At 38.2% G+C, this 13,796-nt stretch carries 16 protein-coding genes and 1 tRNA gene; 9 read left to right on the plus strand and 8 right to left on the minus strand.

The annotated features are described in order from the left end of the window. Positions 1-2 precede the first annotated feature (2 nt). The 9 genes from asnS (at position 3) to BUA96_RS10945 (ending at position 8,215) form a co-directional block, all read left to right on the plus strand. The gene (gene asnS, locus BUA96_RS10905; RefSeq protein ID WP_072983051.1) at positions 3-1,442 is read left to right on the plus strand and encodes an asparagine--tRNA ligase; all 1,440 of its coding nucleotides are present in this window, start codon (positions 3-5) and stop codon (positions 1,440-1,442) included. Positions 1,443-1,602: 160 nt separating this feature from the next. Continuing rightward, positions 1,603-2,241, plus strand: coding sequence for a hypothetical protein (locus tag BUA96_RS10910; protein ID WP_128755692.1), 639 nt, complete (start codon positions 1,603-1,605; stop codon positions 2,239-2,241). A gap of 23 nt (positions 2,242-2,264) precedes the next feature. Further along, positions 2,265-3,002, plus strand: coding sequence for a hypothetical protein (locus BUA96_RS10915; protein WP_072983055.1), 738 nt, complete (start codon positions 2,265-2,267; stop codon positions 3,000-3,002). 38 nt (positions 3,003-3,040) lie between these two features. Further along, a complete protein-coding gene (locus BUA96_RS10920; protein ID WP_072983056.1) occupies positions 3,041-3,763 on the plus strand; it encodes a hypothetical protein in 723 nt (240 codons plus the stop codon). A gap of 8 nt (positions 3,764-3,771) precedes the next feature. Continuing rightward, positions 3,772-4,506 carry a hypothetical protein gene (locus BUA96_RS10925; RefSeq protein WP_072983058.1) on the plus strand — a complete coding sequence of 245 codons (735 nt, stop codon included), beginning with the start codon at positions 3,772-3,774 and terminating at the stop codon, positions 4,504-4,506. Between the two features lie 2 nt (positions 4,507-4,508). Beyond that, on the plus strand, positions 4,509-5,267 hold the full coding sequence (locus BUA96_RS10930; protein ID WP_072983060.1) for a sensor histidine kinase: 759 nt from the start codon (positions 4,509-4,511) through the stop codon (positions 5,265-5,267). Positions 5,268-5,277: 10 nt separating this feature from the next. After that, positions 5,278-5,913, plus strand: a complete 636-nt coding sequence (locus BUA96_RS10935) for a response regulator transcription factor (RefSeq protein WP_072983062.1) — start codon at positions 5,278-5,280, stop codon at positions 5,911-5,913. Positions 5,914-6,152: 239 nt separating this feature from the next. Beyond that, the gene (gene rpoN / locus BUA96_RS10940) at positions 6,153-7,607 is read left to right on the plus strand and encodes an RNA polymerase factor sigma-54 (protein ID WP_072983063.1); all 1,455 of its coding nucleotides are present in this window, start codon (positions 6,153-6,155) and stop codon (positions 7,605-7,607) included. Continuing rightward, positions 7,607-8,215: a hypothetical protein gene (locus tag BUA96_RS10945; RefSeq protein ID WP_072983065.1), complete on the plus strand. Its 609-nt coding sequence runs from the start codon at positions 7,607-7,609 to the stop codon at positions 8,213-8,215. The genes rpoN and BUA96_RS10945 overlap by 1 nt, the downstream gene beginning before the upstream one ends. On the opposite strand, the gene BUA96_RS10950 is transcribed toward BUA96_RS10945, so the two are convergent. The 8 genes from BUA96_RS10950 to BUA96_RS10985 all read right to left on the minus strand — a co-directional run bounded on the left by BUA96_RS10950 (position 8,203) and on the right by BUA96_RS10985 (position 13,791). Further along, complete coding sequence (locus BUA96_RS10950) at positions 8,203-8,907, minus strand: porin family protein (protein ID WP_072983067.1); 705 nt, start codon at positions 8,905-8,907, stop codon at positions 8,203-8,205. The genes BUA96_RS10945 and BUA96_RS10950 overlap by 13 nt on opposite strands. A 101-nt stretch (positions 8,908-9,008) precedes the next feature. After that, complete coding sequence (locus tag BUA96_RS10955; protein WP_072983068.1) at positions 9,009-9,491, minus strand: ExbD/TolR family protein; 483 nt, start codon at positions 9,489-9,491, stop codon at positions 9,009-9,011. 21 nt (positions 9,492-9,512) lie between these two features. Beyond that, positions 9,513-10,118 (minus strand): ExbD/TolR family protein, encoded by a 606-nt coding sequence (locus BUA96_RS10960; RefSeq protein WP_072983070.1) that lies wholly within the window; start codon positions 10,116-10,118, stop codon positions 9,513-9,515. A 9-nt stretch (positions 10,119-10,127) separates the two neighbouring features. After that, entirely contained in the window at positions 10,128-10,568 is a 441-nt protein-coding gene (locus tag BUA96_RS10965; protein WP_072983071.1) for a hypothetical protein, read from the minus strand. A gap of 28 nt (positions 10,569-10,596) precedes the next feature. Beyond that, positions 10,597-11,391 (minus strand): MotA/TolQ/ExbB proton channel family protein, encoded by a 795-nt coding sequence (locus BUA96_RS10970; RefSeq protein WP_072983073.1) that lies wholly within the window; start codon positions 11,389-11,391, stop codon positions 10,597-10,599. 74 nt (positions 11,392-11,465) lie between these two features. Further along, positions 11,466-11,553: transfer RNA gene (locus BUA96_RS10975), tRNA-Ser, on the minus strand. Between the two features lie 92 nt (positions 11,554-11,645). Beyond that, the gene (locus BUA96_RS10980) at positions 11,646-12,620 is read right to left on the minus strand and encodes an asparaginase (protein WP_233430646.1); all 975 of its coding nucleotides are present in this window, start codon (positions 12,618-12,620) and stop codon (positions 11,646-11,648) included. Between the two features lie 34 nt (positions 12,621-12,654). Further along, positions 12,655-13,791: a 1-acyl-sn-glycerol-3-phosphate acyltransferase gene (locus tag BUA96_RS10985; RefSeq protein WP_072983076.1), complete on the minus strand. Its 1,137-nt coding sequence runs from the start codon at positions 13,789-13,791 to the stop codon at positions 12,655-12,657. Positions 13,792-13,796 lie beyond the last annotated feature (5 nt).

Genomic DNA, 13,796 nt, shown 5'->3' on the forward strand with positions numbered 1-13,796 from the left:
CTATGAGAAAAACCATTGTACACATTTTAAAAGAAGAGCCCAAAGGGCACGAACTTACCGTAAAAGGATGGGTGAGATCGTTTAGAGCCAATCGCTTTATTGCGCTAAATGACGGTTCTACGCTTAATAATTTACAGTGTGTCGTTGATTTTGAAAATACAGATCCAGAGCTTTTAAAACGTATTACCGTAGGAGCTGCAATCGCCGTTACCGGTAATCTTATCGAAAGTCAGGGCGGTGGTCAGGCTGTTGAAGTTGAAGCTAAAGAAATTAAAATTCTTGGCGATGCAGATCCTGAAGAGGTAAAGAAAACCATCTTGTCGCCTAAGCGTCATACGCTAGAGAAATTGCGCGAGCAAGCCCATTTACGTGTGCGTACCAATACTTTTGGTGCAGTGATGCGTTTGCGTTCGCAATTGAGCTTTGCGGTGCATCAATACTTTCAGAAAGAAGGTTTTTACTATGTAAATACGCCTATTGTAACGGGTAGTGATGCAGAAGGCGCGGGCGAAATGTTTAAAGTGACTGCTTTAGATATGAAAAATCCGCCGAAGGATGAGAATGGAAACATTGATTATAAAAAGGATTTCTTCGGAAAGGAAACTAATTTGACGGTTTCTGGTCAGTTAGAAGGAGAAACTTATGCGTTGGGTCTGGGACAGATTTACACCTTTGGGCCAACCTTTAGAGCTGAAAATTCAAATACGAGCCGTCACTTGGCAGAATTCTGGATGATCGAGCCGGAAGTTGCTTTTTGCGACTTGGATATGAATATGGATCTGGCGGAAGACTTTATCAAATATGTGATTCAGTTTGTTATGGATAACTGCCAGGATGATCTGGAGTTTTTAGAAAACCGATTGATCCAGGAAGATAAAAGCAAACCCGAAGCAGAGCGTGCGCCAATGCCGTTGCGTGAGAAATTAAAGTTTGTATTGGAGAACAACTTTAAGCGCGTAAGCTATACCGAAGCGATCGAGATCCTCAAAAACTCGAAGCCAAACAAAAAGAAAAAGTTCAAGTATCCTATTGAAACTTGGGGAGCCGACTTGCAAAGTGAGCACGAGCGTTTTCTTGTAGAGAAGCACTTCAAGTGCCCGGTGATCTTATTTGATTATCCCGCAAATATCAAAGCGTTTTATATGCGCTTAAATGAAGACGGCAAAACCGTACGCGCGATGGATATTCTCTTCCCGGGAATTGGTGAGATCGTAGGAGGTTCGCAGCGAGAAGAGCGTTTAGAAGTGTTGCAAGAAAAAATGGCAGCGCTAGACATCCCCGAAGAAGAACTGTGGTGGTATCTAGATACCCGCCGTTTTGGTAGCTGTGTGCATAGTGGTTTTGGTCTTGGTTTTGAGCGTTTAGTACTATTCGCAACCGGAATGACCAATATTAGAGACGTGATTCCTTATCCACGTTTTCCGCAAAACGCTGAGTTTTAAACAGAGCAATAAATTAAAAAAAAGCCCGATTTAAATTTTTAAATCGGGCTTTTTTTTGGGATTAAAAATGCTACGGGGAAAAACCCCCTTTTTAAAAGTGTTTTTTCCTAGTGAAAAAAAAGATGTCTATTTTACACCTGACTATTTTAAAATCCAACAGATGAAAAAAACTACCCTAATTGCAGCGGTGCTTACTGCTGCATTTTTGATTACTTCTTGCGAAAAACCTTGCGAGTGCGAGGAGGCGGAAACGCCAATTCTAGGTGCTCCGGCTAATATTATTCCCTTAGCCCAGGCAGATTCGCTGTATAAAAATTACGGTAACAGTCGTGTTGAGCTTATCGAGCTCGCTGAAAACATCACCGAAGAAGGCGATACCATTCCTAAAGAGGACGCTAATTATAAACAGGCCACCCGTCTAGTTAGTTTCTCATTTGCTGAAATGAAAAAATATATGGCATACATCGAGGAGCAGGCAGATTCTGCCGGTGTAGAGGTTTTGGAACTACGGGTGTATTTTGGTAAATATGGTAAAAAACCTATTAAAAAAACTAAAGCAAATAAGGGGACAGTGTTTTTTAATCCCGCAGCTGAATTTGTTTTTGCAGATGGAACAAAAGATACTGTAAGTTTTGCTATTCTTAATAATGCTGATGGTTCTAAGAGTGCAGTGACTGTTGGATCTGTGTTGAATGGATCTGCTTTGACTTCAGGTTTGGGAGCAGAGGACGTTAACTCTCTTGCCGAGAATTTTGGCCAAGAAATGCCACCACCACCAATAAGTGATGAAGATTTTTAATCAACATCTAAGCTAGATTAAGGGTGACGATTGAATCACTAATAATTTCAGATTGGCAAGAGCGCATTGCGTATTTCGTTACAAATCCAGGAATAATGATTTCTGATTTTGCCGAATTGCTGAGTTTCGTTTTCGGATTGATTTATTGGAATAATTTTAAACAAACGCCTATAAGGTGGTTTATTCTATTTCTAGGATATAATTTCTTTAACGAAATGGCTGCTTTAGCCTATTACGTTAGTGGCTTGAGTAATAACAATACTATTTTTTATAATGTGCATCAAGTCATTTACTTTAGTGTTCATTTTTACATTTTTTATAAATACCTATTACGAAAAAGGCTGAAACTTGCCGTTGTTCTCTTTTATAGTGTTTGGTTGATAAGCTTTACGTATCAGCTTTTTACCAAAAATCTAGTTTTAGAATATGCATTGTTCTCAACGGTTCTCGGTGATTTTCTTAAGATGATCAGTGTTTTATTTGTTTTTATAGAAGTCATTAATGCTTCAACTATTTCAAAGCTGCAAGACAACATGATTATTTATCTAGGCTTAGGGCTTTTGGTTTATTTGGTAATTAGTATTCCAACTTCAGTCACTTCATTTGTGAGGTGGGAGAAAATTGGAAAGGATACGGGGCCAAGAATGGAGTTTTATCAGATTTTAAGAAATGTGGGCACTTTTGCTGGGGCTTTAATGTATTTCATTTTTGCTTATGGTTTTTATAGAGCAAAAGCACCAAGTATGAGTTTAACGCGGTAGGCCAAATAATTAATTTAGGATTTAAAAATTAGAGAAGATTGGATTTAGAAATATCACAGGAACGTTTAGAGTTCATTTTGAGCAATCCATCCACGATGACCATGACTGCGCTCGAGCTGCTTTCGTTTATAGTTGGCTTATGCTATTGGAAAAAGTTCTCTAAAACACCAATCGTCATTTTTATTCTTTTTTTAGGATATAACTTCTTGAATGAGGTAGCAGCTGCTTTTGTTGTGGTTGCTAATCTTGCCGATAGAAATACCGCATTTTACAATCTAAGATACTTGATTTATTTTTCAGCACTCTTTTGGATGTATTTCAAATACTTAAATAAACGTTCATTCAAAAATACAGTGGTCGCTTTTTATGCTCTATGGCTTTTGACGTATATCTATTTTGTAGCAACAAGTTATTTTCTTTATCAAAAACCGCTATTTTCAGCAGTAACCGGTGATATGCTTCTGCTTGTGGTTGTTCTTTTATATTTGGTTGAAACAATAAATAGTGCAGATTTGAGCAAAATACAAGACCTTGTTTTGATTTATATAAGTATTGGTCTTGTGATAAGTACAGTCATTCAACTTCCTGTTTCTGTAGCCATATATGTAGGGTGGTATAAAATAACAGATGCTTCAGACAGTCTTAATGCATTTTATAATATCATTAGAGATGCTAGCTTTTGGGCTTATTGTGTTTCATATTTAATTTTTGTTTATGGTTTTTATAGAGCTAAAGCACCAAGAACTAGTAATCTAAACTAAATAAGCCATTGCAAACCTCAATAATCACGTTTGAGTTTTCTTATGAACGTCTGGGATATTTGACTGGGAATCCCTCTTTGGTAATAATGTACTTTTTTGAGTTGGCTGCGTTTGTTACTGGTCTATATTATTGGAAAAAGTTTGAAAGTACCTCTATAATATGGTTCATTCTTTTTTTAGGGTATAATTTTTTAAATGAGGTCACAGCATCTACAATTTATATTTTTGGTTGGGCAGATCACACGAGCATATTCTATAATGTGCGTTACCCTATATATTTTGGAGTGTACTTTTATTTATTTTATCAATATGCCGTAAGCGATCGTTTCAGACAGATTATTTTGATGATGTTTGGTCTCTGGTGTTTGAGCTATTTATACTTTGTATTTACTCATGGTATTGTAGAGGGGGTCGCTTTGTTTTCAAGAGTTTTTGGTGGTTTTTTATTGCTCATAGTGATTCTCTTTTTTCTGATCGAAGTGATAAATAATAATTTAACCACCACCTTAAAAGATGTTTTTTTAGTTTATATAAGTATAGCACTGATTCTAAATCTTGTGGTACAGTTACCTGTACTTACAATGACTTATGTAGGTTGGCCAAGAGTTATGGAGCTGAATGATGAGAGACGACAGTTTTTTAATATAATTCGTAACGCAAGCTTTTGGGTGGCGAGTGCTATGTATCTAATTTTTATTTATGGTTTTTATAGAGCTAAATCTTCAAACTATTTAATGCAATAACTATGGATCAGGATACGCAGCTTTTAGTCATATTGGTTGTTTTGCTGGTATTATTCCTGCTGGCGGTGATCATTTTTGTCCTGTTTTCAGTATTTATGAAACGTAAAAACAGTTTGCTGCGCGAGCAAATAGAAGCCGAAAAACGCTACGAACGCGCTATTGCAGAAACCCAAATAGAGATACGCGAAGAAACTTTACGTAACATCAGTTGGGAATTGCACGATAATATTGGCCAGTTGCTCACCTTAGCCAAGATTAAAGCGCAAAATATAGAAGATGGTGAAGATATGCTCGAAGTCGCAGAAACGATAGGAACGGGCTTAAATGAGCTCAGGGCGTTGTCAAAATCGATCAACCCAGAAGCGATTAACGGTCAGTCGCTTCTAAAGTCCTTAGAAAACGAAGTGGCCCGCTTTAACCGCTTAAAATTTCTTTCGGCAACCTATGATTTGATCGGTGATCCTGTGCAACTTAATCCTAAAGCGGAAATAATTTTGTTTCGGATAGTACAAGAGTTTATGAGTAACACGATGAAGCATTCTAAGGCGTCCAAACTGCAGATACGTGTTCAGTTTAAAGCTGATGCATTAGAGATCACTGCACTAGATGATGGGGTAGGTTTTGACGCAGAGAAACTATTAGAGCGCGGTATAGGTTTAAGTAACATAGATAAACGTGCCCAATTGATAGGAGCGCAGGCACGTATAAGTTCTATTCCCGGGGCTGGGACTCAATTAAAATTATATTATCCTTTAGATTAGAAATTAGAATATGTATAAAGTTGCTTTAGTAGATGATCACACCTTGCTGTCAGAGGCCATTGCGGGATTAGTAAGACGTTTTGAGAATTTTGAAGTTGTCAACGTTTCGGTTAACGGAAGAGAGTTGGTAGACTTTATCGAGGCCAATCCTCACATGCAACCAGATGTTGTGCTTATGGATGTAAAAATGCCCGTGATGGGCGGGGTCGAAACTACGCAGTATTTAACAAAGTACTATCCTGAGATCAAGGTGCTGGCGCTTTCGGTAGAGGAAGAAGAGGGCGTGGTTATGCAAATGATTCGCGCTGGAGCTAAGGGGTATTTATTAAAAGACACACGCAAATCTATTTTAGAGCAAGCCTTAAATGAAGTGCTTGAGCACGGATATTATTATACCAATACGGTTGAGCGTATCGTCAAGAAAACGGAGCGTTTAAAAGATCAAGAAATCGTCTTAAAAGAACGAGAAATTGAATTTATCAAACACGCCTGCACCGAAATGACCTATAAAGAGATCGCTGAAAAAATGTTTTTAAGTCCTAAAACTATTGAAGGTTATCGAGAATCGGTTTTTCAAAAACTAGGTTTAAAAAACCGCACGGGATTGGTGATCTATGCTATTAAGAATAATATTTTCGTCCCCTAGTTTTTCAATTATGTTGTCTTTTGAGAACTCGATCAAAAGCTAGCATTTTAGTTGGTTCTTGTCGCCAAAGGGGTTGCCCAATTAAGGTTTACGCTATAGCTGAAATTTTTAATCCGGTGTTCTCTTAAGGGCGCAAGCAGCGTAAAATTAATTTTTGGCGTATTTTTTGTTAACAAAACATTCTGATGCATCGGTTGATGCATTTTTTTATTTTTGTAAGAACAGATTCTTAAAAGTATATGCTCAAACAACAACTCAAATTTAAACTTTCGCAAAAGCTTTCACCGCAACAAATTCAGTTGATGAAGCTTATTCAGTTGCCTACGCAGGCTTTTGAGCAGCGCGTAAAGCAAGAGCTTGAAGAAAATCCGGCGCTTGATAGTGGCAAGGAAGATGCGAGAGATGAGTATGAAGAATTTGATAACAGCGCAGATGAGGAATACGATTCTGAAAAGATCGAAACCGAAATCGATGTTGATGATTACCTTTCTGATGACGAGATCCCCAGTTATCGCTTAAATAGTAATAACTACAGTGCTGATGATGAAGAACGCCAGGTGCCTTACGCATCAGGAACTTCATTTACGCAGCATTTAATGGGGCAATTGCACACGTATAGACTCAGCGATGAGCAAATGGAAATTGCAGAATTTCTCATAGGTAGCGTGGATGAAAGCGGTTATTTGCGTAGAGAGTTGGTTGATCTGATGGATGATCTGGCCTTCACGCAAAACATTTATACTTCGGAAGACGAACTCGAGAAAATTTTAAGAATTGTCCAAAACTTGGATCCGGCAGGAGTAGGGGCGCGTAGTCTTGAAGAATGTTTGTTGATTCAGCTGAAACGTAAAGAAGAAACCGAAGCGGTTGCCTTAGCTATAGCCATTTTAACCGATGCTTTTGATCACTTTAGTAAAAAGCATTATTCGCGTTTGCTTTCAAAATTTGATATTACTGAAGATCAGTTGAGAGATGCTATTGACGAGATTGAGCATCTGAACCCAAAGCCGGGTGGATCCTATTCCGGCAATACCAAAGTCGTAGAACATGTGATTCCAGATTTTACTATCAATATTAGAGATGGAGAATTGGAGTTGACTTTAAACGGCCGTAACGCTCCGGAAATGCACGTTTCTCGGGAGTATACAAATATGCTTAAGGGTTATAAAGCGGCTAAAGAAAAGAGCAAGTCGCAAAAAGATGCGGTACTGTTTATCAAGCAGAAGTTAGATGCTGCAAAATGGTTTATTGAAGCGATAAAGCAACGTCAGCAAACATTATTTGTAACCATGAGCGCCATTATGGAATATCAAAAGGAATATTTTTTGACCGGTGATGAGCGTAACTTGCGCCCAATGATCCTTAAGGATATTGCAGATGAGATCGAGATGGATGTTTCCACAGTGTCTCGAGTGGCCAATAGTAAATATGTGGATACCCCATACGGAACTAAGCTTATCAAAGAGTTTTTCAGTGAAAGTATGACCAATGATCAAGGGGAAGAAGTTTCTACACGGGAGATCAAAAAAATATTAGAGATCACAATTCAGGAGGAAGATAAGCGTAAACCGCTAACCGATGATAAATTGGCCAAGATCCTGAAAGAAAAAGGTTATCCTATTGCAAGAAGAACAGTTGCTAAGTATCGCGAGCAGTTAGATGTACCCGTAGCCAGACTTCGAAAAGAAATTTAATGAAGTATTTTTTACGTTTTTTTTCGGTGCTGATGCACCCGCTATTTATGCCGCTTCTTGGTGTAGGTATTTACTTTTCGGTTACGCCTAAATTTGTTCCGCAGAGTTTTATGTATGCTAAATTGTTTGCGGTGAGCATACTTACCATTGTCGTACCGGTGTTGTTTTACTTTTTATTAGAAAGTGTAAAACTGGTTTCCTCAGTACACTTACGAGAAGTTAAAGAGCGTAGAATACCACTTTTAGTTCAAGTAGGTCTCATTCTTCTGATTATTCGAATTATTATTAATGGTTACGAATTTCCTGAGCTTTATATTTTCTTCTTGGGAATTTTAATCACAGCAGCAACTTCATTTATCCTTAGTCTGCTGAACTTTAAGACCAGCCTGCATATGGTAGGTGTAAGCGGCGTTTTGTGCTTTGTGATCGCCTTGAGTATGATCTATAATGCCAATTATCTTGTAATCATTGGGTTACTTATTCTAGGTTTAGGATTTACTGCTGCAAGCAGACTAGAATTAAAAGCACACACCATGACCGAATTACTTGTGGGGCTTTTTGTAGGCGGTATCCCGCAATTTTTGATGTTCTACTTTTATAAAATGTAAAACATTAAGCCGAGTTTAAGACTGTTGAGCTCGATAGGACTTCCATCAATTTGCGCCGAATCTTTAAATATAGGATTCAGGTTGTAATAAAAGTAAAAGTTAAAAGTATCATACCCGAAAGTGAACGTCAGCCCCATACGGTAGCGATCAAACTCGGGAACATCGGTTTGCGTTACCGCGTTGCCCTGTTGTTCAAAATAGAATTTATAAGCGTAGACGTAGCCTAACTGCAATCCGGTATAGATACGCCAGAATTTGTAATCGGTCGCTGTAGAGGTTCTCCAACGTAGTTGTATGGGTGCTTCAACCAGATAGGTAGTAAACCAATTCTTGTTGTAGTCAGTTTGATCATCGATAATCTGAAAAATACTCTCTTCTGAAGTGGTTTCCCCAACAAAAAGATTTTGATTATAGGTATTCATGGAAATACCGGCTCCAACGCCAATAGCCCAATTACGCTGTTTGTTTATGGGCATATCCCGTATAAAACCAAACTGCAAGCCACCGCTAAAGCCATTTTGCTCCATTGCTTCTGGCTTATTGGTAAGCAGGTTAAAAGTAAGGCCTAGATAAAATTGATCTTCTCTATATTTCTGGTAAACGCTGGCGGTATCAATAGTGGTTACAAGAGAATCTTGTGCAAAGTTTATTGCAGTAAAACTTAAAAATATTAGTAGAGAAAGACGTTTCATTCAGTCAATTAAATACGGTTTAAAGAAACAAAAAAACGCCCTGAAATGATCAGGACGTTTTCTTAAATTTTAAGAGATATGCAATTAACTCTAAGAGTATATTAATCGTTGGCTTCAACGGCGTCACCAGATTTGGTAACATAATTAATTTTTAGAGCGTTTGCTTTACGCAGTTCTTGCTTGATATCTGAGATAAGACCCATATTACTGTCTCCATCTACTTTAAGGGCAGTAGTTAAGAAAGGAACAAGTTCCTCACGTTTACTTGCGCGCTCTTCATAAATGAAATCTTGAATTTGTGAAACATCTGAAATTTTATCATTCAATTGAATTTTTGCAGATGAACCATAAACACCTTTAAAGCGATCAACAGGCTCCCCGGCATAGATATACATTACAAGATCTTTCTTGTCAAGTTTCTCAATTTGGTTTGCTGTAGGTAAATCATTTTTTACCATTAGCGTATTTTCTCGCATTACGGTAGCAACCATAAAAAAGAAAAGTAACATGAAAACTATATCCGGCAGCGATGCCGTAGAAATAGCTGGTAAATCACCACTTTTTTTCTTATTAAATTTAGACATAGATTTTAATGTTAAATGTTTTTAACTCTTTTTAGGTTCTGCTTCAGAGAGTTTTTCTGGATAAAGCTCACGAATCAATTCAAGTTTCGGCTTTAATTTATCCTTATTCGCATCTGAAGTACGAGGGTCGTTGTAACGAGCTTCCATAGCTATGAAAGACTCACCGTAGCGTTCTTGAGCAACGCGATCACGTAACTGGTTGTATGCAGCCACAAGTTCGTTCTGAACTGCGATATAGCGTTTGTAAGAAGTTCCTCTGTTGTTTACTAGCGAAATAATCGCTTTTGTAGGGTTTACAGAAGAGTTAGGATCTTTAGCACCTTGACAATAAGAACAGTCCTCTGCACCATTGTCTAAAAACTCAACAGCAGCTGCTCTTAGGTCCTTAAGCTCCATAACTTTATCTTCAACAAGTAGCTCGTCATTACTGTTAACGATTACTGTAAATAAGTTACGTTCTTTAATTACCGGTGGAGGTGGCATATTTTCATCCAACTCGGGTGGTAATTTACGGCTAATACCGCTATCAGTCTCAATTGTTGTAGTTACCAGGAAGAAAATGAGGAGTAAGAAGGCAATATCTGCCATCGAACCTGCATTAACTTCTGGAGCTGATCTTTTTGCCATAATACTTTTTTATTTAGCTAATTTCTTTACACCTGAAAATACCATTGCGCCAATTGCAACAATCGCTAAGATATAGAAGGCATAGATACCTGCTTCTACCCAACGCGATGCACTAGCTGATAGTACTTCTCCATCACGAAGCTGAACTTCTTCTCCTGAAGCCAAAACGTATGATATCACAACTACTGCAAGAAACGCGCCAAGACCAATTAAGGTACTCTTTAAAGAAGATCCGCTGCTGAACAAGTTCTTAAGAACGAAGACCAAAACGAATACAATGGCAATTGCAATGGTTGCATATGCGATCAAGATAAATGGGGTAACCAAGCTATCTTGTAAGTCTGCTGAATCTGTTATTGCAGTGTCACCCGCAAGAATGATTCTTACCAGCCAGATGGCTCCAAGAACAGACAAGATGAGTGCAATAATTTTTAATATTTTATGTAACATAATCTGTTTATGTATTTAAGAGGGATTATTACTTCTTGTAACGTACAAGCATATCTATCAAAGTGATAGAAGCATCTTCCATATCATTAACGATACTATCGATTTTAGCGATGATATAGTTATAGAAGATTTGAAGAATAATCGCAACAATAAGACCGAATACAGTTGTTAAAAGTGCTACTTTAATACCACCTGCAACAAGAGAAGGTTGCATATCACCTGCAGCTTCAATCTTATCAAACGCCTGGATCATACCAATTACCGTACCCATGAAACCAAGCATCGGTGCTAGTGCGATAAATAATGATACCCAAGAAACGTTTTTCTCTAATAGTCCCATTTGAACACCACCGTAAGCTACAACAGCTTTTTCAGCAGCATCAACTCCTTCGTCTACACGGTCAAGACCTTGGTAGTAAATAGAAGCAACAGGACCTCTGGTGTTACGGCAAACTTCTTTAGCAGCCTCAATACCACCACTGTTTAGAGCATCTTCTACATCTTGTGCTAATTTAGAAGTGTTTGTAGTCGCAAGGTTTAGGTAAATGATACGCTCAATTGCAATTGCAAGACCTAAAATAAGACATAAAAGAACGATCCCCATAAAGCCAGGGCCACCTTCTATAAAACGCTTTTTTAACTCTTGTGTAAAGGATAAAGACTCAGTCTCATCGGCTGCTGCCTCGTCTGCGGCTTCATCTTGAACTGCTGCCACGATAGCTGTTGTATTAACAGTCATAAGAGGTGCAGTATTTGCTTGAGCTGTAAGATTGCCTAACGCGATTACAGCTGTGATAACTAGAATAGAAAATACTCTTTTCATTGCTTTTGATCTTAAAAATTTAGTTAGTAAAGGGATAAAGATATAAAATTAATTATTCAATTATTAAAAATTAGCAGAGAGGAAGGGATTCGAACCCTCGATACGCTTTTGACGTATACACACTTTCCAGGCGTGCGCCTTCGACCACTCGGCCACCTCTCTATTCAGGCCGAAGCCTTTTCTCAAAAGGTTGCCAATTAACAAAAAAAATATCGATTTCCAAAAGGTTTGTTTGGTATAAGAAATTGTTCTCATTAACTCATTTCTCCTCTTAGAGATGTTTCAAATATAGTCTTAAAGACCTTTGGAGACAAATTTTGACTATTGAGATACATCATTTTTGTAATGGCAGCTTCTATTGTTAGATCTTTGCCAGAAATAACGCCTATGTTTTTAAGGCCTGTACTGGTCTCATAACTACCCATTTGAACACTACCCCAAGTGCACTGGGTTATATTCACAATAGGAATGTTTTTGTGAATAATTTTTTTAAGCAATTGGGTAAACCAAAGGGATGTTGTGCTATTTCCTGAGCCAAATGTTAACAGAATAACCCCGCTAAACGTTGCATTTTCAAAAATTGAAGTCAGCAATTTTTGGTCAATTCCGGGGTAGAGGTGTACTACTAAAATGTCTCGCGCTAGACTGCGATGTACTAAAAGCTTCTTTCTGGAATAAGGTAAAAGCTTCTCATCTTCTATATTTAAATGAACTCCTGAGGTCGCCAAAGGTGGATAATTAGGCGATTTGAAGGCTTCAAAATGCTCAGCACTGATCTTTGAACTCCGGTTTCCGCGGTATAATTTATACTCAAAATACAGTCCGACTTCTGTAATATAAGGCCGATTTCTCTTGCGTAAAGCTGCAATTTGAATCGCGGTTATCAAATTTTCTTTAGCATCGGTGCGTAAATCACCAATGGGTAATTGTGATCCTGTAAAAATGACCGGCTTCGCCAGATTTTCAAGCATAAAACTCAACGCCGAAGCAGTATAGCTCATCGTGTCGCTTCCGTGGAGAATCACAAAGCCATCACAAGTGTCGTAATGCGTTTCAATAATGTCACACAGCTCAATCCATAAATCAGGATTCATATTAGAACTGTCAATAGGTGTGGCGAACCCCGTGGTTTCTATCTCACAATCTAATAAGCGTAATTCTGGGATTTTTTCTAAAAGGTCTTTAAAGTCAAAAGCTTTAAGTGCTCCTGTTTCAAAATCCTTGATCATACCTATAGTACCACCGGTGTAGATGAGTAGTATTTTAGGTTGTTTGCTCAATGCTTTTAAGTTTATTAATTACAGGATTTGCATACATAAGTAAGAAACTCTCGCGCGCAATTTCGCTTGAAGGATCAACGCGGCGTTCAAAACGGCGTTCAAAACTGCGCTTATCACGCTCAGTGTAAGTATGCGCAAAACGATCTGTTTGATAGTATAAATCATAAGCCACATAATTAGAAGGCCATAATTTATAGATGCGATAGATCTCTCTGTCTATGCGTTTAGCAAGTTCCTGTAATTTATCGTTTTCAGATAAATCTAGCGCTTCGATCTCATCAAAGGTGGTTGCCGAAAGTTTTCCTGCGGCAATATGAATGCGCTTTTTTGAACCTAAAGCTCCTCTGAGAATACTATTAAAATCCTCATTATTGCTTTTTACATAAGTCGTGTCTTCACTTTTAGCAATCAGCTCAGGGACCTTTAGAATATCTGTTGGATCAAATTCATACGAAATAGCCACCGGGCGAATATTCAGACTCTTTAAATAGTTGAGTGCGGTTTGCTCACCGCGAGCCATCGCTGCCATCTTGAGCACGCCTTGTTGAGTTTTGTCGCTTCCGTCTTTAGTGCGTCCTTCTCGTTGTGCCATCCAGATCGATTGATTCTCACTAAGTAAAAACTGAAGGTATTCTGAAAGTTTTTTTGAACTTAACAGCATTTCACGCGGAGTCAAGCTACGTTCTACCAGAAAACTTCGGTTGAGTTTGGCCAATGCCATTAAAAAAGATTTCTTAACAAGATTATCACCAATAGCCGAAGCGGTCATGATCAACTCATGATCGTAAAGCGCGACATTAATAAACGAGGTGTCTAATATAATGTCACGGTGGTTAGAAAGGTAGAAGTAGGGTTGATTGCGCTCCAGATCATCAAAACCAGAAGTCGAAAAGCCGTCTGTGCTTTTCTCCATGATTTTGTGAACCGATTTATAAATTACTTTGCTTTGGAAATCAAAGATAGAATGACACTCGTCTATTGTTGCTTTAATTTCCTCTGATGATTTTTCAGGAAAAGTAAACTGCAATAACGCTTGAATCATGGGGTGCCGGTGAAACGATTGCAATACCTCGTGTACTTCAGAATCGTGATACGGTCTTATAGAGTCAAATTTTGACACACTTT

Origin of the sequence: Leeuwenhoekiella palythoae, assembly GCF_900130045.1 — a bacterium.
Classification (GTDB): Bacteria; Bacteroidota; Bacteroidia; order Flavobacteriales; family Flavobacteriaceae; genus Leeuwenhoekiella; species Leeuwenhoekiella palythoae.